The sequence below is a fragment of the Caballeronia sp. AZ7_KS35 genome (assembly GCF_023631045.1).
Lineage (GTDB): Bacteria > Pseudomonadota > Gammaproteobacteria > Burkholderiales > Burkholderiaceae > Caballeronia > Caballeronia zhejiangensis.
The window spans coordinates 330,021-356,598 of the sequence record NZ_JALQDV010000032.1; the positions used below are offsets into that span (position 1 = coordinate 330,021).

Genomic DNA, 26,578 nt, shown 5'->3' on the forward strand with positions numbered 1-26,578 from the left:
TGCGCGCGTTGCATGCAACGAATACTTCATACGCAACCTTGTCGCTTTAGCAAGCGCCGCGCCTGGCCACGCATGTTCTGGAATGGAACGTGCTCGACGGGGTGAAACATTCGCGCTCCATTCATCGAACCGAGAGGTCGCCATGAGTTCCGTCTCAACCCAGAAGATCGAAGCGGTGGTGAAGAAAGACGCTTCGTGGGCGCTCGGCGCGCTCAAGCAGTTCTCGGAAGACCGCTGCGCCGCGATGGCCGCGAGCATCGCGTTCTACTCGGCGTTCTCCCTCGCGCCGACGCTCGTCATGGTGATCGCCGTCGCGGGCTGGATCTTCGGACCGGAGGCGGCGCGCGGGCAACTTTTTCATCAAGTGAACGGACTCATCGGCGATCAGGCCGCGGCGGGCGTGCAGAGCATCGTCGAGAACGCGCATCGCAGCAGCGGGACCGGCATCGCCGCGATCATCTCGTTCGTGCTGCTCGCGGTCGGTGCATCGGCGACGTTTTCATCGCTCAACACGGCGCTCAACATCGTCTGGCCGATGAGCGGCGAGCAGCGCTCCAGCATCATGACGCTGGTGCGCGTGCGGCTCGTGTCGTTCGGGCTCGTGCTCGGCGTCGCTTTTCTGCTGATCGTCTCGCTCGTGCTCGATACCGCGATTCAGGCGGTCGGCATGTGGCTGTGGGCAAATTCGCCGTTCGTGATCGTCGGCGACGTCGTGCAGCTCGTGGTCGGGCTCGCGATTCTCACCGCCGCGTTCGGCGCATTGATGAAGTTCCTCCCCGATGCGCCCGTGCAATGGCGCGATGCGCTCGTCGGGGGGCTCGTCTCCGCGCTGCTTTTCTCGGCGGGCAAGAAGCTGTTCGCCTTGTATCTGACCCACGCGGGCACCGCGAGCGCGTTCGGCGCGGCGGGTTCGCTCGCCGTGCTGCTGATGTGGCTGTACTTCTCCGCCGCCGTGCTCCTGCTGGGCGCGGAATTTTCGGCGGCGCGCGCGCGAATGCACGATCCGCGCGGCGCATGGGGACAGCAGAACAATGGCCGCGTGCCGCCGGGCAGCCGCGCGAAGATTGGCTCGCTGCTCGCGGCCTCGACGCGCACGGCTGTGCCGGTCGCGGGCGCCGCATCCGCCGCCGCGCCGCTCACGCCGGCAAGCGCTCCTGACGATGCCCCCGCCACCGCGAGCGCGCGCCGCGCGATCGGCGCCCGCGCACAACACGCGCAACAACTGACGGGACAGGCGCGCAAGAAGGTATCCGCCGTCGCGCGGGCGCTGGCGTTGTCGCGCAAGCTCGCGCGCGCCGAATCGACGGCCACGCGCGCCACCGCGCTCGCGATGGTCGGCGCTGGCCGCAAGGCATCGCATGCGAATGCTGCGGTGCGGCGGCATCCGTGGCGCGCGGTGCTCGTGGCGGCAGGCGCGGGAATGGCGCTCGCATTGCTTTCGCGTCGCGATGCCGCGCGTGAAAACGACCGAGGCTGAGGCGCTTGCGCGCTATGTCGCGCGGCTGTCCGTCGAATCCGAAAGATCGCGCGCCGGGAAAGCGATTTGTTATTTGAAAAGCAAGTAATCGAATATCGGCGTCCGGGAAATCCGATTCAAATGTCCGATTGCGCGCGGAACTTTTCCGCGATAGCCCTGTCTCCCAAAATTCCCCTTGCGACTGCCTGAGAACCTTGACAGGCGGGCTTCACGCCCAAGTGTGTGTTTTTCGAGACAGTCAATATTTTTTCGTTTCTGAAGTTACGAAACGTTGCGTTATTCTCTGCGCCGGCAACAACGATTAATCATTCGCGTGGAGAATTCGATGAAACGAATCGCACTGACGTCCCTCTCGCTGGCGCTGCTCGGCGCAGCAGGCGCGGCGCAAGCACAAACGAGCGTGACGCTCTATGGCGTGATCGATACCGGTCTCGCATATGTGAGCCACGCCAACGAAAACGGCGACCATCTGTTCGGCATGGTCAACGGCACGCTGTCCGGCCCGCGTTGGGGCTTGAAGGGTCAGGAAGACCTCGGTGGCGGCCTCAAGGCAATCTTCCAGTTGGAAAGCGGCTTCGATCCGGGCACGGGTCAGTCGAACCAGGGTGGTCGTCTGTTCGGCCGTCAAGCGTTCGTCGGTTTGAGCGGCAACCAGTGGGGTACGGTCACGTTGGGTCGTCAGTATGACCCGTCGGTCGACATGGTTCAGGGCCTCACGGCCGACAACTACTGGGGCGCTGCCTTCGCAACGCCGGGCGACGTCGACAACTACGACAACAGCCTGCGCGTGAGCAACGCCGTCAAGTACGTGTCGCCGGTGTTCTCCGGCTTCCAGTTCGAAGGCATCTACGGCTTCAGCAACCTCGCGGGCGCTACCGGCCAGGGCCAGACCTGGGGTGCCGCTGCAACGTACGGCAACGGTCCGTTCTCGTTGGCCGCCAGCTACCTGTACGTGAACAACCCGACGGCTGGCCGCACGACCGGCACCACCGGCTGGAACAGCCCGTCGTCGGATTCGCTGTTCAACACGGTGATCAACGTCGGCTACCAGACGGCCCACGCAGTCGCCATCGCGCGCGGCGCAGGCCAGTACGTGTTCGGTCCGTTCACGGCCGGCGCTTCGTACAGCTTCGCTCAGTACAAGAACGACGGCAGCTCGACGTTCACGGAACAAGAGAAGTTCAACGTCGCCAACGCGTACCTGAACTTCCAGCTGACGCCGGCAACGCTGCTCGGCCTGGGCTACACGTACACGCACGGCAGCGGCGACACGTCGGCCAACTACCACCAGGTTTCGATCGGCGCGGACTACTCGCTGTCGAAGCGCACGGACGTCTACGCTGTCGGCGCGTATCAGCACGCAAGCGGCACGCAGCGCAACGCGGACGGCTCGACGCAAGAAGCGCAAGCTTCGATCAGCGACTTCGGTTTCGCAAGCGGCCGCAGCCACCAGGAACTGGTGCTCATCGGCCTGCGCCACAAGTTCTAAGAACAACCGACTGGCGTGGCACGCGAGTGCCGCGCCGGAAGGACAGCAGCATCCTCGAACAGCCATCGGTTTTCCGATGGCTGTTTTTTTTTCGCGTCCGAAAGCGGCAAGCGCAACAAAGTGTTGAATCAACCGCGTGCGCGTCATCCCGCCCGGACAACGGCGGCAGAATCGGCCGAATCTCAATGCACCGGGGGTTCGCTGAATGCCGCTTCGCTCAAGACTTCTGGCTCCGCTTGCAATGGCGGCGTGCATCGCCGCAACCGCCTGCACGACAGCCGCGCATCGGTCCGATACTGCGCACGCGTCCGCCTTGCCGATGATCATCGCGCATCGCGGCGGCGCAGCCGATTACCCGGAGAACACGCTGATCGCCATCCAGGGCGCGCTGCACAATCGCGCCGATGCGATCTGGCTCACAGTGCAACTCACCCGCGATGGCGTGCCGGTGCTCTATCGCCCGGCCGATCTCTCGACCAACACGGATGGCAACGGAACGGTCGCGGACCACGACTTCGGCGCGCTGCAACATCTCGACGCCGGACGGAACTTCGCCCTCGCCGATGGAAACGGCGTGACGCGCTATCCGTATCGCGATCACGCGCTGCGTATTCCATCGCTCGCGCAGGCGTTGCGCGTGATTCCGCCCGACGTACCCGTGATGCTCGACATGAAGGCATTGCCCGCCGGACCTCAGACGGCGGCGGTCGCGCGCGTGCTGGACGAGGAAAACGCGTGGTCACGCGTGCTGATCTATTCGACCGATGCCGCCTATCAACGGGCCTTCTCGGCCTATCCGCAGGCACGTTCGCGGCTGTTCGAGTCGCGCGATGCGACACGCGCCCGCCTCGCCTACGTGGCGCTCGAATCCACGTGCAAGGACGCACCGTCGCCCGGAAGATGGACCGCGTTCGAGTATGCGAGAAAGATGGAATTGGTCGAAACGTTCACGCTCGGGGAAGCGCGCTCGGCGGTGACGTCGAGACTCTGGACGCCCGCAGCGGTGCAGTGCTTTCGCACCAGAGGCGAGACCCCGATCCTCGCGATCGGCATCGACAACGCCGACGATTATCGCGCCGCCGCCTGTATCGGCATGACGGCCGTGCTCACCGATTCGCCGCGAAAGATGCAAGCGGTCAGGTCGGGCATTGCGCTGCCGCTGCCGTGCCCCTGAAGCCGCTCACTGATGCGGCGCGTTGCCGTTCGATTCGACGTCTTGCGCGAGCGTCTGCGCGGGCGCGCCCGGGCACGGCAGATCGCCGATGACGAGCCGCGGCACCGTGCTGCGCGTCTCGCGCGGACGCAGCGGAACATTGTCGAGCTCGGTCCACGAAGGGTTCGGAATCTCGCCGAAAAGCTGCCTCAGACGCTCGCCCCAGGTCTTGTTGATCATCTGGTAGTACGCGCTGTTGTTGTCGAGCGTGGCGAAGCGCGTGACGCGCAGCGAGTCCTTCTCGTAGACCAGCAGATCGAGCGGCAGACCGACCGAGAGATTCGAGCGCAGCGTCGAATCCATCGAAATGAGCGCGCATTTGGCGGCTTCGTCGAGCGGCGACGACGGCGTGATGACGCGATCGATGATCGGCTTGCCGTACTTCGATTCGCCGATCTGGAAATACGGCGACACACGCGTCGATTCGATGAAATTGCCCGCCGCGTAGATCATGAAGAGTCGCGGCGGCTGGCCGAAGATCTGTCCGCCGAGGATGAAGCTGCAATTGAAGTCGACGCTGAATTCAGCGAGCGACAGCGCGTCGCGCCGATGCACCTCGCGCACCGCATCGCCGACGATGCGCGCGGCTTCCGCCATCGTCTGGACGCTATACAGCGTGGGCGCGTTCGGATCGGAGGGCTCCACGAGCAGATGCGTCACCGCCTGCGTCAAGGCGAGATTGCCCGCCGCGAGCAGGACGAGTACGCGCTCTCCCGGCTGTTCGAAAACAGCCATCTTGCGCGCGGCGCTCACGTGGTCCACGCCGGCGTTGGTGCGCGTGTCGGACAGGAACACGAGTCCCTCGTCCACGCACATGCCCACGCAATAAGTCATGTCGATCCGTCCTGAAACAAGCAAACCCACATTGTACTGAGCGCGACCGCCCGTCGCATCGATGCGTTCACTGATCCGGCTGTGTATCCATGCTCACATGCACCGTCAGCGTTTCCTCCTTCCCGCCGACGCGCGAGCCGCGCACCGGCGCCGCCGATTCGTAATCGCGCGCGACGGCAAGACGGCAATGACGCTCGCCCGCGAACGCCGCCCGGGTCGCATCGATCGACACCCAGCCGTGCTCGATCCACACGTCGGTCCAGGCGTGCACGTCCGCATCCAGATAGCCGCTCACGCAGCGCGCCGGCACGCCCCGCGCGCGGCAGCACGCGAGCATCAGATGCGCGAGATCGCGCGCATCGCCGAAGCCGCTCGCGAGCGCCTGCGCCGCCGTGCCCGCCGCATACGCCGGCTCCTTGCGATACCGCACGCGCTCGCCGATACGCTCCGTCAGCGCGATGAGCGACGCGGGCGTATCGAGCGCGTCGACGCCGTGCGCGAGCTCGCGGATCGCGGCATCGGGCGCGGTAAGCCGCGTGGGACAGGTGAAATGTTCGAGCGGAATCGGACCGGCTTCATCGAAGAGACGGCCATCGGATAAAGCCTCCGTTTCGATCTCGCCCGCCACGCTCACATGAATCTCGCTGTGCGGCTTCGTCAGCACGAGCGTGTGCAGCGCGTTGCCGTAGGCGTCGCGCGTGAGGTCGAGCTTGCCCGGCGCTTCGACATGCCAGTGCCGCACGATCTGCGACGCGCCGCTCGCCGGACTCACGCGAAACTGCTGGATCGAATACGTGACCGGCGTGGCGTAGCGATGGCGGATGTCGTGGCGAATGGTCAGCAGCATGATTCACGCGATCGGCAACATGAGGAAGGTGTGCATCACGCGCAGGCCGAGTTCGTCGACACGCTTGAGAAACTGCGTCAGCCACGCGTGCACGCCCGTTTCGAGTATCTGGCGGATGTCGGCATACAGCACATCGGCGCGCAGCTTGCCCGCGAAACGCTCGCATTCCTTCGACGCGTCCGTGCGCAATTTCGCGAGCGTGTCGCAGACGCCGTCGAGCGATGCCAGCAGCGAACGCGGCATCTGCTCGTTGAGGATCAGCAGTTCGACGACGCGCGCGGGCGTCACGACATCGCGATACACCTTGCGATAAATCTCCAGCGCCGACACGGAACTCAGTATCGACGTCCAGTAGTAGAAGTCTTCGAGCTGCCGCGCGGCTTCGCGCGAGTTCGGCGTGGCATCGGCGAAACGGACATCGAGAATGCGCGCCGTGTTGTCCGCGCGTTCGAGATACGCGCCGAGCTGCATGAAGAAAAACGCGTCGTCGCGCAGCGCGGTGCCCTGCATCACGCCGCGGCACAGATTCGAGCGGTACTTGACCCATTCGAACAGTGCATCCGGGCTCGTTTGCAGTTCCATGTTCGCGAGGCGCTGAGTGAATTCGAGCCAGGTGAAGTTGATCGTTTCCCAGCCGTCGGTGGTGAGCGTGCCGCGCACCGCGCGCGCATTTTCGCGCGTCGCCTGCAGGCACGAGAGGATGCTCGACGGATTGCGCGCATCGGCGACCATGAAGTGCAGCATGTCCTCGCGCGAGCGCGATCCCGGATGACGCGCGTCGAACATGTCTTCCAGCTCGGATATCTTCAGCACCGAACGCTGCGCGCGGGCTTCCTGCTCGGGCGTTTGCGGCAGGAGCGCGCCTTCCATGTTGATGTCGAGCATGCGCGCGGTGTTCTCGGCGCGCTCCATGTAACGCGCCATCCAGAACAGGTGATCGGCGGTTCGGCTCAGCATGTCATTCGACCATCCACGTATCTTTGGTCCCGCCGCCTTGCGACGAATTGACGACGAGCGAGCCTTCGCGCAGCGCGACGCGCGTGAGGCCGCCCGCGCACATCGACACTTCGCGGCCCGACAGCACGAACGGCCGCAAATCGATATGACGCGGCGCGATGCCCGCCTCGACGAAGGTCGGGCACGCGGAGAGCGCGAGCGTCGGCTGCGCGATATAGCCTTCGGGCCGCGCGAGCAGCAACGCGCGAAAGGTTTCGATTTCCTCTTGCGTCGATGCCGGCCCGACGAGCATGCCGTAGCCGCCCGCGCCGTGCACTTCCTTCACGACGAGCTCCGGCAGATGCGCGAGCGTGTACGCGAGATCGTCGGGCTTGCGGCACTGAAACGTCGGCACGTTGTTCAGGATCGGCTTCTCGCCGAGATAGAACTCGATCATGTCGGGCACGAACGGATAGATCGATTTGTCGTCGGCGATGCCGGTGCCCATCGCGTTCGCGAGCGTCACGCGCCCCGCGCGATACGACGTCAGCAAGCCAGGGATGCCGAGCGCCGAATCGGCGCGAAACGCGAGCGGATCGAGAAAGTCGTCGTCCACGCGGCGATAGATCACGTCGACGCGGCGCGGGCCGTGCGTCGTCCGCATGAAGACATAGTTGTCGTCGACGAAAAGATCCTTGCCCTCGACGAGTTCCACGCCCATCTGCTGCGCGAGGAAGGTGTGCTCGAAGTACGCCGAGTTGTACATGCCGGGCGTCAGCACGACGACCGCCGGATCGTCGACGCCTTCAGGCGCGATCGAACGCAATGTTTCCAGCAGCAGGTCGGGATAATGCGCGACCGGCGCGACGCGGTTCTGCACGAAGAGTTCGGGAAAGAGCCGCATCATCATCTTGCGGTTTTCGAGCATGTACGACACGCCCGACGGCACGCGCAAATTGTCTTCGAGCACGTAGAACTCGCCCGCCGCGCCCGCGCGCACCACATCGACGCCCGCGATATGCGCGTAGACGTCGAGCGGCACGTCGACGCCCTGCATTTCCGGCCGATATTGCGCGTTCGTGTAGACCTGTTCGGCCGGAACGCGCCCGGCGAGCACGATGTCGCCGTCGTGGTAGATATCGTGCAGAAAGAGATTGAGCGCCTGCACGCGCTGCCGCAAACCGGCTTCGAGCACGCGCCATTCGTCGCCGGGAATGATGCGCGGAATCATGTCGAAGGGAATGAGCCGCTCGGTGCCGGACAGATCGCCATTCACCGCGAACGTGATGCCGACGCGCCGGAACAGCACGTCCGCTTCGGCGCGCTTTCTCGCGATGGTTTCGGGGCGCTGCTGCGCGAGCCAGCGTGAAAACCGCGCGTAGTGACTGCGCACGGTGTCGTCCTGACGCATTTCATCGTAGATCTGCATCATTGCGTCCTTCGTTTTTTTACCGCATTTCCTTGCAGTATCGGACGAAAGTGCGCGACGTGCGCCACTTTTTTAGCGCGCGTTCATGGTGCACGGCCGTTTCGCGCTAGACTGCCCGCTCAACGCTCAACGTTTCATCATGTCCGACGCTTTCGAAGACGAAGCCGATTCCCTCGCCGATGCCCTTCTCGCAGGACTCGCGCGCCCGATCGTTTTCGTCGATCTGGAAACCACCGGCTCGAACGCGACCGAGGACCGCATCACCGAAATCGGCGTCGTTGAAGCGAGCACGGCGGGCATCGAGCGCTGGAGCGTGCTCGTCGATCCGGGCGTGCCGGTCCCGCCGTTCATCGCGCGCCTGACCGGCATCGACGACGCCATGCTGCGCGGCCAGCCCACCTTCGAATCGCTCGCGCCCGCGCTCGCCGAGCGGCTGCACGGCAAGCTCTTCGTCGCGCACAACGCGCGCTTCGATTACGGCTTCCTCAAGAACGCCTTTCGCCGCGCGGGCATCGCGTTTCGCGCGGATACGCTGTGCACGGTGCGGCTGTCGCGCGCGCTCTTTCCGTCGGTCGAAAGACATGGTCTCGATGCGCTCATCGCGCGGCTGAACCTCGCGCCCGAAGGACGCCATCGCGCGCTCGCCGACGCCGACCTGCTCTGGCAGTTCTGGCAGAAGATTCACGCGCTCTATTCGCAGGATCTCGTCGACGCAGCCATCAAAACGCTCGTGCGCCGCGCGAGCTTGCCCGCCGCGCTGCCCGAAGGCGCGCTCGATGCGTTGCCGTCGGCGCCCGGCGTCTATCTCTTTCACGGCGACGACGACGTGCCGCTCTATGTCGGCAAGAGCATCAACCTGAAACAACGCGTTGCGGCGCATTTTTCGGGCGATCACAGGCTTCAGAAGGACTTGTCGATCTCGCAGGCGATCCGTCGCATCGAATGCCGCGAGACGGTCGGAGAGCTCGGCGCGCTGCTGCTCGAAGCGAAGCTCGTGAAGGAGCTGAAGCCGACGCACAATCGCTTGCTCAAAGGCGCATCGGCAACGTGTGCGTGGCAGTGGCTACCGGGCGCGCACGCGCCGACGCTCGTGAAGGCGAACAAACGCGATCTGTCGCGCGAGGAACATCTCTTCGGCGTGTTCGCGTCGCGCGCGAAAGCGCATGCGTTCATGCGCCATCTGGCGGATGAACACAATCTCTGTCACGCGACGCTCGGCCTCGAAAAAGCGCCGCTTTCGCCGGGGCGCGGCTGCTTCGGCTATCAGGTGAAACGCTGCCTCGGGTCGTGTGCGGGAATCGAAACGCTCGCGGATCACGCCTCGCGTGCGCTCGATGCGCTCGAAGGCGCGCGCCTCGTGAAATGGCCGCACGAAGGGCCGATCGCCGTCTGCGAGCGCGATGAAGCATCGGGTCGCGAAGCGTGGCACGTAATCGATCGATGGTGCTATATCGGCACATGCCCGACACGCGACGGCATCGCGCCGCTCCTCGCCGACTCGCCCGACCTACGCCCGTTCGACTCGGATGTGTACAGCCTGATCGCGAAGCGCCTCGCGCCGGAACAACTGCAATGGATCGCATGCGATGCGCGGCCTGCGTTCCAACTCGTCGTACAGGACGCGCCCGCGCGCGCCGCCGTCACACAGCAGACGAAACGCGCGACGACGAAGCGCCGCGCACCCGCCGACGACCAGTTCGCGCTGATGCTTTAAGCGATGCCGCCGTTCGCGCGCAGCACCTGCCCGTTGACCCAGCCCGCATCGGGCCCGACGAGAAACGCGACGATCGAGGCGATATCGTCCGGCTGACCGAGACGTTCGAGTGGCGGCATCTTCGAGAACGTGGCGATCTGCTCGTCGGTCTTGCCCTCGAGGAACAGCGACGTCGCCACCGGTCCGGGCGCGACCGCATTCACCGTGATGCCGCGTCCGCGCAACTCCTTCGCGAACACATGCGTGAACGATTCGACCGCGGACTTCGTCGCGTTGTAGATCGCGTAGCCGGGCATGTTGAGCGCGAGCGTCGTGCTCGAAAAGTTCACGATGCGCCCGCCGCCCTTCATGCGCGCCGCCGCTTCGCGCAGCGTGTTGAACGTGCCGCGCACGTTGATATCGAACGTCTGGTCGTAAAGCGCATCGCTTGTGTCGGCGAGCGGCGCGGTCTTCAGAACGCCCGCGTTGTTGACGAGCGCATCGACTTTGCCTAGCTGCGCTTCGACGGTCTCGAACATGTCGCGCACGTCGTCGGCTTTGGCGACATCCGCTTTTACGGCGATCGCCGTGTTTCCCGCTTCGCGCAATTGCACGACGAGCGCATCCGCTTCCTTCGCGCTCGACGCATAGTTCACCGCGACCGCGAAGCCGTCGCGTGCAAGACGCCGCGCGATCTCGGCGCCGATGCCGCGCGACGCGCCCGTGACGATCGCCACGCGTTTCGATTGAGTCTGACTCATGATGGGCTCCTCAAAGTGGCTGTTCGATGAGAAGCATGATGAATCATTCCGTTTTCGCGATCATCGTGCGTGGATTAGTATCATCGTTCCAGTAGCTTTAACAATTCACCGCCCATTCGCCATGGATCGATTCCAGGAAATGCAGGTCTTCGTGCGTATCGCGGAGCGGCACAGCTTCACGCAAGCGGCCGACGATCTGCAGATACCGCGCGCCACCGTCACTAATCTGATGAAGCGCATGGAAGAGCGGCTCGGCGCGCGCCTGCTCGAACGCACGACGCGCACGGTGCGCCTCACGCCCGATGGCGAAGAGCACTATCGGCGTTGCGTGCGTCTCATCGCCGATCTGGAAGAAGCGGAAGGCTCGTTCAAGCACGCGGAGCCGAAGGGTTTGTTGCGCGTGAATCTGCAAGGCACGCTCGCGCGGCATTTCATCATGCCGGGACTGCCCGCGTTTCTCGAGCGTCATGCGCAGATCGAACTGCATATCGGCGAGGACGACAGGCTCGTCGATCTCGTGCGCGAAGGCGTCGATTGCGTGCTGCGCGCGGGCATGTTGCAGGATTCGTCGATGATCGGCCGGCGCGTCGCGCTGCTCGAACAAGTCACCGTGGCGAGTCCCGCGTATCTCGCGCGTGAAGGCACGCCGGATGATCTCGAAGCGCTTGCATCGCATCGCGCGGTGAACTTCGTATCGAGCGCGACGGGTCGTGCATTGCCGCTGGAGTTCAGCGTCGACGGGCGTATCGAGACCATCGAATTGCAGGCGTCGGTTTCGGTGTCGGGCGTCGAACTCTATACGCAAGCCGCACTCGCCGGACTCGGCATCGTGCAGGTGCCGCGCTATCACGTCGACGATGCTTTGAACAACGGCCGTCTGCGACTCGTGCTTCCCAACCTTCCGCCACCACCGATGCCGATCTCCGTGCTGTATCCGCATAACCGGCAGCTCTCCGCGCGCGTACGGGTTTTCGCGGATTGGTTGAGCGAGATCTTCGCGCCTTTCAACGCGCGCGCGTCATAAGGAAAGCAAAAGCAAGGAACGCAAAAGCAAGGGACGAGAAAGCAAAAGAGGCCAGCATCCCAATGAAGGGAAGCTGGCCTCTTGTTCGACGCGCTTCGATTTCGCCAACGAAACCGAAGCCGTGATGCCGGCGAAAGAGACTTAAGCCGCTGCGTCCTTCAGCTTCTTCAGCGCGCGCGCCTTGATGCGAACGCTTGCCGGCTTGGCCGGGAACCAGCGCTCCTCGCCCGTGAACGGGTCCTTGCCGAAGCGCTTCTTCTTCGCGGCCACGGCTTGCGCGGTGATCTTCAGCAGGCCCGACAGCGTGAATTCGCCAGCGCCCTTCTTGTGGATCGAACCGAGGATGGTGTCTTCCAGCGCGACCAGCACGGCCTTCACCGCTTTCACGTCGACAGCGGCGCGATCTGCGAGATGCGTTGCGAGCGATGCCTTCGTGAACGTGTCCTTGATCGGCGTGGGAGCGCCGCTCGTGGTCTTCTTCGCGGCTACTTTCTTCGCGGCAACTTTCGGTGCTGCTGCTTTCTTCACCGGTGCGGCAGCGGTCTTCGCCGTGGCCTTCTTGGCCGGGGCTTTCTTGGCAGCGGTTTTAGCGGAAGTCGGCATGTTTCTCCTACCTGTTTTTGGTCAGTGATATTCGAATACGTTCGCACCGATGCGTTCGTATCACGCCGGATTCTACATAGGCCAAGCGAGTTCGTGCGAGTCTTTTGCGCTTTTATATCGTTTTTATAGGGGTTTTTCGTGGCGTCGCGCTGACACGCAAGTCATGGAGCCGCGTTTACATCGCATACGTCGCGCGCTTTATCGCTGCATCGACGATGCAAATGCGCGATGCGCGATATGCGCGATGAGCGGATAGTGATCCGATGCGATACGCGAAAGCGGCGTGCGATGCACATCGACACGCATGAGACGTTCGCCCGGATGCACCCAGATGCGATCGAGCGCGAAGAGCGGATAGCGCGTCGGAAAGGTGCGTAACGCACTCGCGCGATGAAAGTGCGTGACGAGCCGCCGCAACGTGCGGCCATAGACGAACCATTCGTTCAGATCGCCGAGCAGGATCACGGGCAGCGCGGGCGTATCGAAGCTTTGCAGCACTTGCTCCACTTGCGCGCGCCTTTCGCTCGATGCAAGCCCGAGATGCGTCGCGACCACACGCCAGAGTTCGCCGCCGCAATCGATGTCGGCATCGAGCGCGCCGCGCGGCTCGCGGCTCCTGAACGAAAGATCGAGCGTGCGGACCGCGCGCACCGGATAGCGCGTGAGCACTGCGTTGCCGTAACGCCGTTCGGGCGTGTCGAGCGTCGGGCCCGCGACCGCGTTCAGGTTCGTCATGCGTTGCAGCACGTCGAGCACATCGGGCGCGCCGCTGCCGCCGAGCGGCACTTCCTGCAGCGCGAAGATGTCCGCATCGATCTCGGCGAGCACTGCGCCGATGCGTTCCGGCGCGAACTTGCCGTCGATGCCTATCGCGCCATGCAAGTTGTATGTGGCGATGCGCAGCTCGCGTGCGCGCGCGTCCTTCATATATTCGCGTTCGATGACGGTCTCGCGCATCAGCGTCATGAGTTGACCTCGTCGGGGCGCTCGTTTTTCGTCGATGATTCGCGCGGCATCGTGCCGTTCTCGCGCAGTTCGCTCGCGCGTTTGGCTTCGTCGCTGGCGCGCGATTTGTCCGCATCGCTCGGTGCGCCTTCGTGCGCGTCGTGACGATTCTTGCCGCCGAGAAAGCGCTGCAGCAGCAGCGACGCGCCGATCAGCGCCGCGCCGATGCCGATCAGCACCGCGAACGAGCCGACCGTCGGCCGATGCAGCGACGCGACGAACTGATGCGCGAACGCGACCGTCAGAAAGATGCCGGGGCCCATGCCGAGCATCGTGCCGATCATGAAGTCGCGCATGCGGATATGCGATGCGCCCGCCACGAGATTGACGATCGCAAATGGTGCAACGGGCAAGATCCGCAACACGACGACCGCGACGATGCCGCGCTTCGCCACGCGTTCGGACAGCCGGTTGACGCGCGCGCCCGCGAGCTTGCGCACCGCGTCACGGCCGAGCCAATTGCCAAGGGAATACGATATCGCCGCTGCAATCGTCGTGCCGATGAACGCATAAGCCGCGCCCCAGGACGCGCCGAAAACGATGCCCGTCGTCGCGATCAGCAACGTGATCGGCACGGCCATGACGGCCGCGATGACATAGCCGAGCACGATCCAGACCGGCGCGAGCGGCAGCGAATCGATATGGCGCGTCGCGTTCGTGAGCGACTTCAGGTTCACGTAATCGCCGAGCGGCGTCCAGTGCCACAGACCCGCGACGACCACGACCATCAGCGCGAACATGCCGAGCAGCGCGAAGCGGCCGATGAGCGGACGCGTCTTTTCCGCAGGCACGAACTGATCGACGAGTTCGTCGGCGGCGATCGGCGTTTCGGGATCGATCAGCGCCTCGGGCGGAATCAGCTGGTCGAGCTCCGTCGACACTTGCGGATCGAGCGGCACCATCGTGCGATGTTCGTCGCGGTCGCGCAACAGCGCCTGAATTCCCGCATTCGTGCCGTTGCGCGCCTCTCGTTCGCGCACCACATCCGCGATATCGCAACCGAGATGCTCGGCGAGCAGCGTGTCGCGCATCGTCGCGATCGCGCGGCGGATACGCGCATCCGCGCCCGCATCGATCGAGACGTTGCATTCGCTGTCGAGGACCATCGAGCGATTGTTCAGATTGGCCGAACCGACGATCAGCAATTCGTCGTCGACGATCATCAGCTTGCTGTGCACGTTGACGATCGCGTCGCCGAGCTTCGGCACGCTCGGGCACAGCAGCCGATAACGCCCGTGCGCGTCGGCGCTCTTCAGAAGCCTGTGCAGGCGCGCGCGCAGCACGCCCATCGTCACTTCCTGAAGCCAGCCGCTCTGATTGCGCGGCACGACGATCGTGAGATCGGGTCCGTCCTCGCGCGCGAGCGAATCCGCGAGCGCCGCGCCGATCGTCCCCGAAGTGAAGTACTGGTTCTCGATATAGATGCTGCGCCGCGCCCGCGCGATGGCGTCGAGATACTGCGTGCGAATCTGCTGCACCGGTTCGCGGCCGAGATAATCCGGCTCGGTGAGCGAGATGGCGATATCGACATCTTCGAGATCGACGCGTCGCGAAGGCGGCCACGGATCGTTCTGCAGCGTCGCCCGATGCGCGCGAATCGCGAGGCGCTTGCCGCATGCGCGGGCCCATCGTTCGCGTGCGAGCTGGCCGATTTCGCGCGCGGCGTCGCCATCGAACATCGTGTGGACGTCGTGAAACGGCTGATATGCCGCGCCGTTCGCATCGCGGCGCAGCGGCTCGTCGGGCGCGTGCGCGGACGTGTCCCAGCGCGAGCGCGTGAGATCGAGTCCGCCGACGAATGCCACGCGATCATCGATCACGACGATCTTCTGATGCTGCGATCCGCCGAGCGGATGCTTGCCGTCCATCTGGAACGCGATGCGCCGGTGCGTGCGCCAGCCCATCTTGTAGACGGGCAGCCATTCGCGCTCGAATGCGTAGAGCATCGCGAAATCCCAAGCGAGAATGTAGATGCGCAACCGCCGCTTGTCGCCCGCGAGCGCGTGCAGAAAATCGCCGAGCGCTTCGGGATAGCCGTCGTCCGCGCCTTCGGGCGTGAGCTTCATGCGGCTATCGATATCCCAGCCGAGGATGAACACCGTGCGCTCCGCGCGCGTGAGCGCCTCGCGCAGCACGCGGAAATAATCGGCGCCATCGATGAGCAGACTGAAGCGATCTGCGTGACGCACGCTCGCGCAATTGCGCCCTGGCTGAAAAAACGGCTCGTCGTTTGCGTGGTTCATGTGCCTCTGTGTGCCTCTGCATACCCCGCGACGGGCTTCGCGGCGAAATAACTTTCGTTTTGCAAGCCCCATGCCCGCCGCGCCGCGCGATGTTACGCTTCGTTGCACATGCCGATTCCGGAGCGACATGCGCGATGAACGATAACGAAGTCACCAATCAGGACGATGAGCGCGCAGGACTCGTTCCGCTCGCGGCGGCATCGGTGGTCGTGGGGGCGGCGACGGGCGCGATCGGCGTGCTCTTTCGCTTCGCGCTCGAACGCGGCGATATCTGGCGCAACGCGTTCGTCGCGTGGGCGCACGCGGGCCACGATGCGGCGATCGTGCTCGTCGTGCTCGCGGCGACGGCGGCATCCGCGCTCGCCGCATGGCTCGTCGCGCGTTTCGCGCCGATGGCGAGCGGCAGCGGCATTCCACACGTCGAAGCGGTACTGCACGGCAGCGTGCCGCCTGCGCCGCTCGTGCTCATCCCGATCAAGTTCGTGGGCGGCGTGCTCGCCATCGGCGCGGGGCTCGCGCTCGGCCGCGAAGGTCCGACCGTGCAGATGGGTGCATCGATCGCACATGCCATCGGCACGTCTTTCAGGCGCAATGCCGGCGATTGCCGTGTGCTGCTCGCGGCCGGCGCGGGCGCGGGGCTCGCCACGGCGTTCAATGCGCCGATCGCGGGCGCAGTGTTCGTGCTCGAAGAACTGATGCGCCGTTTCGATACCCGCACGGCGGTCGCGGCGCTCGGCGCATCCGCGAGCGCGATCGCGATGGCGCGTCTGCTGCATGGCGATCTGCCCGACTTTCATCTGCCCGCGCAGCCGTTTCCCGGCTTCGAGATGACCGGCGCGCATCTCGTGCTCGGCCTGTTGCTGGGGCTGCTCGGCGCGCTGTACAGCCGCGTGATTCTCTGGACGATCGATGTCGCCGACTCGATCGCGCCGCCCGCATCGGTGAAACATGCGACGGCGCGCGCCGCCGTGGTCGGCGCGGCGGTCGGCCTGCTCGCGTGGTTCGCGCCGGCTCTCGCCGGCGGCGGCGATGCGCTCACCGAGCGCGCGCTGCTCGGCGCGGGAACCGTCGCGAGCGTGACGGCGATGTTCGCGTTGCGCTTCGTGCTCGGCCCGGTGTCGTATGCGGCGGGCACGCCAGGCGGCCTTTTCGCGCCGATGCTCGCGCTCGGCGCGCAGACAGGCCTCGTGTTCGGCCGCGTATGTCTCGACTGGTTTCCCGGCATGGCGAACCCCGCCGGCGACACCGCCACGTTCGCGGTGGTCGGCATGGCGGCGTTCTTCGTCGCGGTGGTGCGCGCGCCGGTGACGGGCATCGTGCTCGTCACGGAAATGACGGCGAGCTTCACGCTGCTTCTGCCGATGCTCACCGCCTGCTTCACCGCGATGATCGTGCCGATGCTCCTGCGCGTGCCGCCGATCTACGATTCGCTCGGCGAACGCGCGGCGCGGCATCGCTGACGCGGACGCTGCATGCGTCGAGCCGTTGCGGTAGTCTCGTCGATGGACTTCATCCACGAGGACACGCAATGGAATATCGACATCTCGGTGCTTCGGGCTTCAAGGTTCCCGTCCTGAGCTTCGGCACCGGCACTTTCGGCGGCAAGGGCGAACTCTTTCAGGCGTGGGGCGAGACCGACGTGAGCGAAGCGCGCAAGCTCGTCGACATCTGCCTCGACGCGGGCGTGACGATGTTCGACACCGCCGACATCTACTCGCGCGGCACGTCGGAATCGATACTCGGCGAGGCGCTCAAGGGCCGGCGCGACAAGGTCATCGTCTCGACCAAGGCGACCTTCCGCTTCGACGACAACGACCCGAACGCCGTCGGTTCGTCGCGCTTTCATCTCATCAAGGCCGTGAACGGGGCACTGGAACGCCTGCAAACGGATTACATCGACGTGTTCCAGTTGCATGGCTTCGATGCGAAAACGCCCGTCGAAGAGACGCTTTCCACGCTCGACGATCTCGTGCGCGCCGGAAAAATCCGCTATACGGGCGTGTCGAATTTCTCGGGCTGGCATTTGCAGAAATCGCTCGATGTGGCCGACCGTTACGGCTATCCGCGCTATGTCGCGAATCAGACTTACTACTCGCTGATCGGCCGCGATTACGAATGGGAGCTGATGCCGCTCGGCATCGATCAGGGCGTCGGCGCGATCGTCTGGAGCCCGCTCGGCTGGGGACGCCTCACCGGCAAGATTCGGCGCGGCCAGCCGCTGCCCGCGACGAGCCGTCTGCACAAAACCGCCGACATGGGGCCGCCGGTGCCGGACGAATATCTGTACCGCGTCGTCGATGCGCTCGACGCCATCGCCGAGGAAACCGGCAAGACCGTGCCGCAGATCGCGCTCAACTGGCTGCTGCAGCGCCCCACGGTCGCGACTGTGCTGATCGGCGCGCGCAACGAGGAGCAACTGCGGCAGAACCTCGGCGCGGTCGGCTGGAACCTCACGGCGGAACAGGTGAAGAAGCTCGATGAGGCGAGTGCGGTGCGGCCCGCGTATCCGTACTGGCATCAACAGGGATTCGCGGAACGCAATCCGTTCCCCGTGTAAGGAGGTTGGCTGGGCGCGACGGCCCGTCGCGTCCGGACACCGTACAGGAAGTCACCTGACAATCTGTACCGGTACTGTACCGGACACCTTCCGTACACTTGGCGCTCATCGAATCCTTCATTGCGGAGCGCGCCATGCCCGCCGAACTTCTGAACGCCCTTCCAGCCGCCGCGCTGTTCGCGCTGGTGACGACCATCACGCCCGGTCCCAACAACACGATGCTGCTCGCCTCGGGCGTCAATTTCGGGTTGAGGCGCACGCTGCCGCACATGCTCGGCATCAGCGCGGGCATGGCGATCCTGATGATCGCGGTCGGCCTCGGGCTCGCGCAGGCGTTCGAGCGTCTGCCGATCCTCTACACGGTGCTGGAAGCGGCGAGCGTCGCGTATCTGCTGTATCTGGCGTGGAAGATCGGCACGTCGTCGTCGGTGCAGATGCGCGACAGCAAGGCGCGCCCGATGCGCTTTCACGAAGCGATCGCGTTCCAGTGGATCAATCCCAAAGCGTGGATGATGGTGCTCACCGCCGCGAGCACGATCCACCTGCACGCGAGTCTTTCGCTGAACGCCGCGCTGATGGCCGTCGTGCTCGTCGTGATCGGCTTGCCGTGCATCACGATGTGGGCCGCGTTCGGCACGTCGCTGCGCCGCTTTCTCGCGGATCCGCGCCGGTTGCGCATGTTCAACATCACGATGGCCGTCTTGCTCGTGTTGTCGCTGTATCCGATCGTCGCCCATTTTTTCGCTTGATGCGCGATCCGAAACATGCGCGTCGTCTTTGCCTCGACGCGCGTCCCGGTGCATACTGGCCTTACGCGCCGGCACGCAAAATCTGCCGTCCTGCTTGCAAGATTGGGACTGCGTTTCTTTATCGTCAGCACGGTCTGTTCACCTTTCCGCCCGAACGATCCTCAACTGATCCTTAAGCGATCCTTTAAGGCGGACTATTCAGCCCGGCGCGTACAAGCCTTGCTAGTCCGTTGGTTCGCGCCGAATCGTCGGCGCGGCTTTGAAATCTGTTCAAGGAGTACGCCATGTCTGGAGCCAATCGCCCGTCCGGTCCCGCCACGCGCAAATCCCTCGACCTAGCCGATCAGATCGAACGCGATGAACTGGAGAACAACCTGCCGGATGCGCTCAACAGCGTCGACGACGAAGACGACGACGATGAAACCGACTCCGATCGCACACTAGGCCGTTAGCCTCGACAGCCGGACACATCGCGCGAAGGCAAGCGCGATCCGCGACGCCGCAATGTTCCTTTCATTGCGGCGTTTTTGCATCTCCGGCACGCGGGCGATGCGCTGGGCACGTCCGTTGCTTTGAACGATGCGCGGGAAAACCGATGAGCGAAAGCGGCGGCATCGATCCGCCTGCATATCGACCGATCAACCGATCATCCGATCCACCAAGGAGGGCAACATGCTCCGTTACGCTGTCATCTTCTTCATCATCGCGATCATCGCGGCCGTCTTCGGCTTCGGCGGAATCGCAACGGGCGCGGCGGAAATCGCCAAGATCCTGTTCTTCATCTTTATCGTGATCTTTCTGGCGACCTTGCTGCTCGGCGTGTTCAGGCGATGACGCCATTCACGCAGCACACGCCGTAAAGCAAAACGCGCGGGCTTCGACGAAGGCCGCGCGTTTTTTCGTCAGGTGACGATCACCCGGTTCTTCCCGTCTCTCTTCGCGCGATACAGCGCGAGATCGGCGGCTTCGACGAGCTGCTTCGACGCATCGTCGTGCATCGCCATCTGTATCGCGCCGCCGACGCTGATCGTCACGCGCCCGCTCGACGAACCCGCATGCGGCACGTCCAGCGCCTCGACCGCGATGCGTATTTTCTCGCCGAGCAGACGCAAGCCCGGCGCCGATGTCGAGAGCAGCACGACCGCGAATTCCTCGCCGCCGAAGCGCGCGGCGAGATCGGTCGGACTGGCGAGACTCGATTCGATCGTATGCGCGACGAGCTTCAGCACATCGTCGCCGGCGACGTGGCCATACGTGTCGTTGTACGACTTGAAGTTATCGACATCGATCATCAGAAAGCCGATGGACGCATGCTCGCGAGCGGCGCGCCGCCATTCCGCGTTCAGATAATCGTCGAGACGGCGGCGATTCGACAAACCCGTCAGCCCGTCCGAATGCGTCAGGCGCTGCAATTCCAGATTCGTTTCGAGCAGCTTCTGCTGCGACTGACGCAGCGCGCGATACGCTTCGTCGCGTTGCAGCAGGTTCTGATACGAACGCGAGTGATAGCGCACGCGCGCGACGAGCTCGATGGTATCGGGCAGCTTCACGAGATAGTCGTTCGCGCCCGCCGCGAATGCCGCGCTCTTGATGCGCGGCTCTTCCTTCGTCGAGAGCACGATGATCGGGATATCGCGCGTCGCCGGATGCTCGCGGTACTGACGCACGAGCGTCAGGCCATCGACGCCGGGCATCACGAGATCCTGCAGGATCACCGTCGGCCGCGTTTCCTGCGCGGTGCGCAACGCCTCTTCCGGATTCGCGCAGTAATGCAGATCGACGTTGCGCTCTTCGGCGAGCGCGCGGCGCAACGCTTCCGCGATGATCGCCTGATCGTCGACGAGCAGCACCATCACCGGCAACTCGGCGGCGGGCGGCGCGTTCAATGCGGCGGCGAGCAGATCGGACACGGCGCGCTCGTCCGCGATTGCACGCGAGCCCGCGCGCTCGATGCTCGCCGACGCGGCGGCCGCGGCCCGTTTCGCGCGCTCGGCCAGCGGATCGGGATGAGGAGTTTTCATGAAACGTGTGTCCTTGGTTGATGTGCTTCGCTGAGCTCAGTCGAACGCCTTGGCGATCGCATCCGCGATGCGCGGCAGCGGCAGTATCGACGCCGCCGCGTTGAGCGCGGCCGCCGCCTTCGGCATGCCGTACACCGCGCTCGTCGCCTCGTCCTGCGCGATGGTGTGATAACCCTTCGCGCGCATCGCCTTCAGTCCGATCGCGCCGTCGCGGCCCATGCCGGTCAGCAGCACGCCGACCGCGCGTCCGGTCCAGCGCTCGGTCACGCTCTGAAAGAACACGTCGACGGACGGGCGATACGGCAATTGCTCCGGATGCGCGGTGTAGCCTAGGCGCGTGGCGTCGGCGAAATGCAGATGATCGTTGGTCGCGGCGAGCAGCACTTCGCCGGGCGCGGGCCTGTCGCCTTCACGCGCGATACGCACGGGCAGCGCCGATTGCGCATCGAGCCATTGCGCCATGCCTTCGGCGAACGCGCGATCGACGTGCTGCACGATGACGAGCGCCGCCGCGAAATGCTTCGGCAACGCGCCGAGCAGTGTCGCGAGCGCGGACGGTCCGCCCGCCGATGCGCCTATCGCGACGAGACGATCGCCGCTCTTCATGGCGGGCAAAACGCTCGACGATGCGAGCCGCGCGCCGATCTGATCGATCTTCGCGATCAGCGCCGCCGCACCGCGACGCGCATCGGCGCCGGCGAGCGCGGGCGTATCGACGGCATCGAGCGCGCCCGCGCCCATCGCTTCATAGACGCGCCATGCGTTCGCGCCGACATCGACCGTGACGACGAGAATCGCGCACGGCGAACGCGCCATGATGGTCCGCGACGCCTGCACGCCATCGACATTCGGCATCACGAGATCCATCAGCACGACATCGGGCGTGTGCGCCGCGCAATAGTCGATCGCCTGCTGGCCGTCGTGCGCGATCCACGCGATGTCGAAGTCGGGCCGCGACGCGAGCGCGCGACGCAACGCTTCCACCGCCAGCGCAACATCGTTGACGATGCCGATCTTCATGTCTTCGCCTCGCCGATGAGATCGCGCACGGCATCGATCAACGCCTGATCGTGAAAGCTGCCTTTCGCGAGGTAATAGTCCGCGCCCGCGTCGAGGCCGCGCTGACGATCTTCCGCGCGATCCTTGTACGACACGATCATCACCGGCAGGGCGGCGAGTTGCGCATCGCGCTTGACGAGCGTGACGAGCTCGATGCCATCGAGCCGCGGCATGTCGATATCGGTGATGACGAGATCGAAGTCCGCGCCGCGCACCGCGTTCCAGCCGTCCATGCCATCGACCGCGACGGACACGTCGTAGCCGCGCGACGCGAGCAGCTTGCGTTCGAGTTCGCGCACGGTGAGCGAATCGTCGACGACGAGCACGCGCTTCGCGCTCGCCACGCGTGCACGCGAAGCGCCGGCACCGACGCGCCCGAGCTCGCCGCTGCCGACGAGCTTCTCGACGGAACGCAGCCAGTCGTCGAGATCGGCGATGAGCAGCGGATCGCCGTTCTCCATCAGCGCGCCCGCCGCGATGTTGCGCACCTTGCCGAGGCGCTTGTCGAGCGGTTGCACCACGAGCATCCGCTCGCCGAGAAAGCGATCGACGACGATGCCGTAACTCGCCGCGCCTTGTCCGATGACGACGACGTTGAGCCTTTCGCTCGCGGCTTCGAACGCGGCGGTTTCGAGAATCTGATGCGCGGTGACGAGGCCGATGCGCTTGCCGTCGAAGGAAAAATGCTGCTGGCCTTCGAGCATGTCGATGGCGCTCGCGGGCAGCACCAGCGTGCGCGCGACATGCGCGAGCGGCAGTCCGTAGGGCTCGCCCGCCACTTCGACGATCAGGCTGCGGATCACCGACAACGTCAGCGGCAATTGCAGCGCGATGCGCGTGCCCACATGCGTTTCCTGCGTCACGCGCACGCTGCCGCGCACTTGCCGCACGATGTCCTGCACCGCATCGAGGCCGACGCCGCGGCCGGATACATCGGTGACGGCATCGCGCATCGAAAAGCCGGGCAGCAAGAGAAACTCGAGCAGTTCCGCTTCGGTGAGGCGCGCGGCTGTATCTTCGCTCGCGAGACGCTTGCGCACGACCGCGCGGCGAAGCGCATCGAGATCGACGCCCGCGCCGTCGTCGGACACGCTGATAAAAAGCGAGCCCGCGCTATGGCGCGCTTCGAGCGTGATCGTGCCGGTTTCGGGCTTGCCGAGCGCGCGGCGCAATGAGGGCGGCTCGATGCCGTGATCGACCGCGTTGCGCAACAGATGCCCGAGCGGCGCGTCGAGCAGATCGAGAATGTCGCGATCGACCTGCGTCGATTCGCCCGCGATGACGAGACGCACGTCGCGGCCGAGTCCGCGCGCGACATCGCGCACCATGCGCGCGAAGCGGCCCGTTGCATCGACGAAGGGACGCATGCGGCACGCGAGCGCTTCGTCGTAGATCTGCTGGGCGAGATGCGTCGAACGCCGGTCGTAGTTTTCCAGTTCAGCCAGACGCTCGCTCAACTGACGATGCGCTTCCGCCGTCAAACGACGCGCTTCGTCGAGCGCGGCGTGTGTGCGTGCATCGAGTTGCGCGGCGTTCGAATCGGTCAGCGATTCGTGCAGGCGTTCGAGCGCGCGGCTCGCATCGTGCTGCACGCGCTTCACGCGCAGCATCGATTGCGAAAACGGCTTCAGCCACCGCGATTCGACGAGCGATTCGCCCGAATGACTCAGCAGACGATCGAGCGTGTCCGCGCGCATGCGCAACATGCGAGCTTCGTTCGTGCGCGATGGTGCCGGAATTGGCTCGGACGGTTTCGTCGGTGTAAGTTCGCGTTGGGATGTTGCGCCTTCCATATGCGCGCTGAGGCCATCCACGAACGCATCGACTTCGCGTTCGAGCGCGGTCTGTGCATCGATATCGCGCGCCTCGCCGATCTGCACGATCAGATCGACACCGCGCAACAGCATGTCGATGTAACCCGCATCGAGCACGATGCGCCCTTCCTGCGCTGCGACGAAACAATCTTCCATCACATGCGCGAGCGTCACGCCGACCGGCACGCCAACGACACGCGCCGCGCCCTTCAGCGAATGCGCGGCGCGCATGCTCGCTTCGAGCGTGACGGGATCGCGCGGCGCACGTTCGAGCGCGATGAGGCCATCGGAAAGAATCTGCGCCTGCCCGCGCGCTTCTTCCTGAAAGAGGTCGAGCAGCGACGAACGTCCCGCATCGATGCTCGTCATGTGAGATTCCGGTTCAGGCTGTCGATGAGTCGATCGGCGTCGAGCAGGCCGACGGTCGCGTGCCTGAACGCGGCCACCGCATGCGCGTTCGACGACAGGCGCTGGGCGAGCGTCGCGGGCACCGGCTGAAGCTGCGCCTGCGTGAAGCGATGCACGCCGTCGACGGCATCGACGGGAAAAGCGATCGGTCCTTCGTGATCGCCATTGCCGCACTGCATGACGATGAGACGCCCGAGTTCGCGGGCATCGAGCGATACCTTTTTTGCAGCGCTTTCGTCCGCTTCGATGCCGAACAGCCGCGCCAGCGAAGCGCACACGATCAATCTGCCGCGCACGTTCACGACGCCCAGCACCGCGCGATTGCGCCGATGCGGCAGCGAGTGCACCGGGCGCAATTGCGCCACTTGCGCGCAGACGTTCGTCGGCAAGCCGAGCCATTCGCCGCCGATGCGAAACACGAGACATGAGAGCGTATCGGTTTGCTTGTCGCCTCGTTCGACGACCGCCGAAGCGACGATCGACGTACGCGCTTCCACGCGATCCAGCACGCGCGCTGCGGCTTCATCATGAACCGGGCAATTGCGGCAATGCACGTAGCGTTCGAGCTTCGGGCATGACGCATCGCCGCGCACGCCGATGCGGTTCCAGCAATCGTCGATATCGTTCGTGACGCCGATGTCGCGTGCGTTCATCGCGCGCGCTCCGTGACGCGTTGCGCACGCGCGAGCAGCAGACGCGCGCCGCTTTCATCGCCGTCGAGCGAGAGACACGCGGCGAGATGCGTGAGCGCCTCGCGATGCGCGGGATCGAGATACAACGCACGACGATAATGCCCGCGCGATGCCTGATGCTCGCCACGCGCATCGGCGATCACGCCAAGCAGATAGTACGCATCCGCGTTCGATGGATGCGCGTCGAGATACGCGTGCGCGGCATTCGCAGCGGTGTCGAGCTGGCCGGCATCGGCGAGTTGACGCGCGTGCGCAAGACTTGCCGGCGGCGCCGGTTCCGCGTGCGGCTTCGCAACCGGCATCGCACGAACGACGGTCGGCGCACTCGCCCATGCGGGCAACACGAACGCGGGCTTCATCGGCTTCGCGATGATCTGCGGACTCGGCCATGCACCATCGAACACGTTCGCGCGCTCGCGCTCGGGCCGATTGAACGCGAAGGCGAGCGGAATGTTCGCGGAACTCATGCCCTCGCGCATCAGAAGACCCGTCTCCGCCGGACCGACGAACAGCGTGCCGCCTTCTGCGAGCAAGCCATCGAGCACGCGCAGAACGGCGCGCTGCGTATCGCGATCGAAATAGATCAGCACGTTGCGGCACAGAATGAAATCGAAGCGCTCGAACGCATGCGTATCGAGTTGCAGCAGATTCGCTTGCGAGAAGCGCACGCTCTGTGCGACGGCGGGATCGAGCTGCCAGCCGCCATCGGTCGCGCGGAAATGACGGTCGCGAAAACCGAGCGCGCGTCCGCGAAACGCGTTGCGCCGGTAATGCGCGCGGCGCGCCATGGCGAGCGCGCGTTCGCTCACGTCGATCGCGTCGATGGTGAAGCGCTCGGCAGCGATGCCCGCTTCGATCAGCGCCATCGCGACGGTATAGGCTTCCTCGCCGGTCGAGCACGGCGCGCTCAGCACGCGCAGCGGCTTCGCGGGCCGTTCATGCAGACGCACGCGCGCAAGTCGCGCGAGGGCGGCGAACGCTTCGGGATCGCGGAAGAACCACGTCTCCGGCACGACCACCGCTTCGATCAACTCCTGCATGCGCGCGCCGTCCTGCATCACCGCGCGATAGTAATCGTCGAGCGTGCCGCCTTGCTCGTCGCGCCACAGGTGGAAGCGTTCGCGCACCGCGCGCGATACGGCGTTCGCGCCGATCGATTCGGCATCGAGGCCGATCGTGCGATGCAACAGCTCGATGAAGCGGCCGACGCCGAATGCTTCGTCCGCGAAGGCGCTCGGCAGCGCGCTCATGCTTCGCTCCCGGCGAAGAGCAGCGTCTGCACGTCATCGGGCAACAGATGCTCGATGCGAACCCATTGCAGCAGGCCTCGCTCGTCACGCGCGAGCGGACCGAGATAGCGCGCGTGCGGCGTGTCGATGCCCGCATCGGTGAACGAAGCGGCATCGAACGTGACGGTGCGCGTCGCCTGTTCGAGCAGAAGACCGAGCCGATGATGCTTTATCGCGCCGTCGTCGCCGCAACGCGGATACGCGACGAGCGCGAGCCGCGTCGACACTCTCTCGTGCGAGGCACGCGCGAGCGCGAGCGCCGCGAGATCGATGACGGGCACGTTGGCGCCTTCGTAGTCGAGCACGCCCGCGACCCATGCGGGCGCGCCCGGCAGCGTCTTCAGCGGCGCGAGCGGCAGCATGCGCTCGACCTGCGCGCTGTCGAGAAGATAGCGGTCGGCGTCGAGCGTGAACTGGACGAAGAGCATCGCGGCG

The 26,578-nt window shown here is 64.9% G+C and carries 24 protein-coding genes; 10 read left to right on the forward strand and 14 right to left on the reverse strand.

All coding sequences use genetic code 11. The annotated features are described in order from the left end of the window. The first annotated feature begins 142 nt into the window (after nt 1-142). The 3 genes from NCT05_RS21280 to NCT05_RS21290 all read left to right on the forward strand — a co-directional run bounded on the left by NCT05_RS21280 (nt 143) and on the right by NCT05_RS21290 (nt 4,140). Nucleotides 143-1,477, forward strand: a complete 1,335-nt coding sequence (locus NCT05_RS21280; RefSeq protein ID WP_008352820.1) for a YihY/virulence factor BrkB family protein — start codon at nt 143-145, stop codon at nt 1,475-1,477. 325 nt (nt 1,478-1,802) lie between these two features. Then, complete coding sequence (locus NCT05_RS21285; RefSeq protein WP_008352819.1) at nt 1,803-2,966, forward strand: porin; 1,164 nt, start codon at nt 1,803-1,805, stop codon at nt 2,964-2,966. Nucleotides 2,967-3,207: 241 nt separating this feature from the next. Further along, nucleotides 3,208-4,140, forward strand: coding sequence for a glycerophosphodiester phosphodiesterase family protein (locus NCT05_RS21290; RefSeq protein WP_008352817.1), 933 nt, complete (start codon nt 3,208-3,210; stop codon nt 4,138-4,140). 6 nt (nt 4,141-4,146) lie between these two features. Here NCT05_RS21290 and NCT05_RS21295 read toward each other — a convergent pair whose 3' ends face one another. The 4 genes from NCT05_RS21295 to NCT05_RS21310 all read right to left on the reverse strand — a co-directional run bounded on the left by NCT05_RS21295 (nt 4,147) and on the right by NCT05_RS21310 (nt 8,225). Next, nucleotides 4,147-5,013: a proteasome-type protease gene (locus tag NCT05_RS21295; protein WP_008352816.1), complete on the reverse strand. Its 867-nt coding sequence runs from the start codon at nt 5,011-5,013 to the stop codon at nt 4,147-4,149. Nucleotides 5,014-5,080: 67 nt separating this feature from the next. Then, nucleotides 5,081-5,860, reverse strand: coding sequence for a transglutaminase family protein (locus tag NCT05_RS21300; protein ID WP_250503109.1), 780 nt, complete (start codon nt 5,858-5,860; stop codon nt 5,081-5,083). A gap of 3 nt (nt 5,861-5,863) precedes the next feature. Beyond that, entirely contained in the window at nt 5,864-6,817 is a 954-nt protein-coding gene (locus NCT05_RS21305) for an alpha-E domain-containing protein (protein ID WP_008352812.1), read from the reverse strand. Nucleotide 6,818: 1 nt separating this feature from the next. Next, nucleotides 6,819-8,225 (reverse strand): circularly permuted type 2 ATP-grasp protein, encoded by a 1,407-nt coding sequence (locus tag NCT05_RS21310; RefSeq protein WP_033536712.1) that lies wholly within the window; start codon nt 8,223-8,225, stop codon nt 6,819-6,821. A 139-nt stretch (nt 8,226-8,364) separates the two neighbouring features. Between NCT05_RS21310 and NCT05_RS21315 the strand changes: the two genes are divergently transcribed. Continuing rightward, nucleotides 8,365-9,939 (forward strand): 3'-5' exonuclease family protein, encoded by a 1,575-nt coding sequence (locus NCT05_RS21315; protein ID WP_250503110.1) that lies wholly within the window; start codon nt 8,365-8,367, stop codon nt 9,937-9,939. Here NCT05_RS21315 and NCT05_RS21320 read toward each other — a convergent pair. Beyond that, nucleotides 9,936-10,679, reverse strand: coding sequence for an SDR family oxidoreductase (locus tag NCT05_RS21320; protein WP_008352806.1), 744 nt, complete (start codon nt 10,677-10,679; stop codon nt 9,936-9,938). The genes NCT05_RS21315 and NCT05_RS21320 overlap by 4 nt on opposite strands. Nucleotides 10,680-10,800: 121 nt before the next feature. Between NCT05_RS21320 and NCT05_RS21325 the strand changes: the two genes are divergently transcribed. Next, on the forward strand, nt 10,801-11,703 hold the full coding sequence (locus NCT05_RS21325; protein WP_033536698.1) for a LysR family transcriptional regulator: 903 nt from the start codon (nt 10,801-10,803) through the stop codon (nt 11,701-11,703). Between the two features lie 141 nt (nt 11,704-11,844). Here the strand turns inward: NCT05_RS21325 and NCT05_RS21330 are convergent, their stop codons facing one another. The 3 genes from NCT05_RS21330 to NCT05_RS21340 form a co-directional block, all read right to left on the reverse strand. Beyond that, the gene (locus NCT05_RS21330) at nt 11,845-12,306 is read right to left on the reverse strand and encodes an HU family DNA-binding protein (protein WP_008352802.1); all 462 of its coding nucleotides are present in this window, start codon (nt 12,304-12,306) and stop codon (nt 11,845-11,847) included. 198 nt (nt 12,307-12,504) lie between these two features. Then, complete coding sequence (locus NCT05_RS21335; RefSeq protein ID WP_250503111.1) at nt 12,505-13,272, reverse strand: endonuclease/exonuclease/phosphatase family protein; 768 nt, start codon at nt 13,270-13,272, stop codon at nt 12,505-12,507. Next, entirely contained in the window at nt 13,269-15,554 is a 2,286-nt protein-coding gene (locus NCT05_RS21340) for a VTT domain-containing protein (protein ID WP_250497290.1), read from the reverse strand. The genes NCT05_RS21335 and NCT05_RS21340 overlap by 4 nt, the downstream gene beginning before the upstream one ends. Before the next feature lie 134 nt (nt 15,555-15,688). Here NCT05_RS21340 and clcA point away from each other — a divergent pair, with 134 nt between their 5' ends. The 5 genes from clcA to NCT05_RS21365 all read left to right on the forward strand — a co-directional run bounded on the left by clcA (nt 15,689) and on the right by NCT05_RS21365 (nt 19,694). Further along, nucleotides 15,689-17,014, forward strand: a complete 1,326-nt coding sequence (gene clcA, locus NCT05_RS21345) for a H(+)/Cl(-) exchange transporter ClcA (RefSeq protein ID WP_250503112.1) — start codon at nt 15,689-15,691, stop codon at nt 17,012-17,014. Between the two features lie 68 nt (nt 17,015-17,082). After that, nucleotides 17,083-18,111, forward strand: coding sequence for an aldo/keto reductase (locus tag NCT05_RS21350; RefSeq protein ID WP_008352795.1), 1,029 nt, complete (start codon nt 17,083-17,085; stop codon nt 18,109-18,111). A gap of 134 nt (nt 18,112-18,245) precedes the next feature. Beyond that, on the forward strand, nt 18,246-18,860 hold the full coding sequence (locus NCT05_RS21355) for a LysE family translocator (protein WP_250503113.1): 615 nt from the start codon (nt 18,246-18,248) through the stop codon (nt 18,858-18,860). Nucleotides 18,861-19,144: 284 nt separating this feature from the next. Next, nucleotides 19,145-19,312: a hypothetical protein gene (locus NCT05_RS21360; RefSeq protein WP_160172929.1), complete on the forward strand. Its 168-nt coding sequence runs from the start codon at nt 19,145-19,147 to the stop codon at nt 19,310-19,312. A gap of 220 nt (nt 19,313-19,532) precedes the next feature. Then, complete coding sequence (locus tag NCT05_RS21365) at nt 19,533-19,694, forward strand: DUF1328 family protein (RefSeq protein ID WP_008352793.1); 162 nt, start codon at nt 19,533-19,535, stop codon at nt 19,692-19,694. A 68-nt stretch (nt 19,695-19,762) separates the two neighbouring features. Here the strand turns inward: NCT05_RS21365 and NCT05_RS21370 are convergent, their stop codons facing one another. From NCT05_RS21370 to NCT05_RS21395, 6 genes are read right to left on the reverse strand one after another with little or no spacing between them, the layout of a single operon-like run. Continuing rightward, nucleotides 19,763-20,881, reverse strand: a complete 1,119-nt coding sequence (locus NCT05_RS21370) for a diguanylate cyclase (RefSeq protein ID WP_008352792.1) — start codon at nt 20,879-20,881, stop codon at nt 19,763-19,765. 36 nt (nt 20,882-20,917) lie between these two features. After that, nucleotides 20,918-21,901: a chemotaxis response regulator protein-glutamate methylesterase gene (locus tag NCT05_RS21375; protein WP_175979552.1), complete on the reverse strand. Its 984-nt coding sequence runs from the start codon at nt 21,899-21,901 to the stop codon at nt 20,918-20,920. Continuing rightward, nucleotides 21,898-24,123 (reverse strand): hybrid sensor histidine kinase/response regulator, encoded by a 2,226-nt coding sequence (locus NCT05_RS21380; RefSeq protein ID WP_250503114.1) that lies wholly within the window; start codon nt 24,121-24,123, stop codon nt 21,898-21,900. Before NCT05_RS21380 ends, NCT05_RS21375 begins: the two co-directional genes overlap by 4 nt. Beyond that, on the reverse strand, nt 24,120-24,815 hold the full coding sequence (locus NCT05_RS21385) for a chemotaxis protein CheW (RefSeq protein WP_250503115.1): 696 nt from the start codon (nt 24,813-24,815) through the stop codon (nt 24,120-24,122). The genes NCT05_RS21380 and NCT05_RS21385 overlap by 4 nt, the downstream gene beginning before the upstream one ends. Next, entirely contained in the window at nt 24,812-26,104 is a 1,293-nt protein-coding gene (locus NCT05_RS21390; RefSeq protein WP_250503116.1) for a CheR family methyltransferase, read from the reverse strand. The genes NCT05_RS21385 and NCT05_RS21390 overlap by 4 nt, the downstream gene beginning before the upstream one ends. Further along, nucleotides 26,101-26,571 (reverse strand): chemotaxis protein CheW, encoded by a 471-nt coding sequence (locus tag NCT05_RS21395; RefSeq protein WP_250503117.1) that lies wholly within the window; start codon nt 26,569-26,571, stop codon nt 26,101-26,103. The genes NCT05_RS21390 and NCT05_RS21395 overlap by 4 nt, the downstream gene beginning before the upstream one ends. Nucleotides 26,572-26,578: the final 7 nt, after the last annotated feature.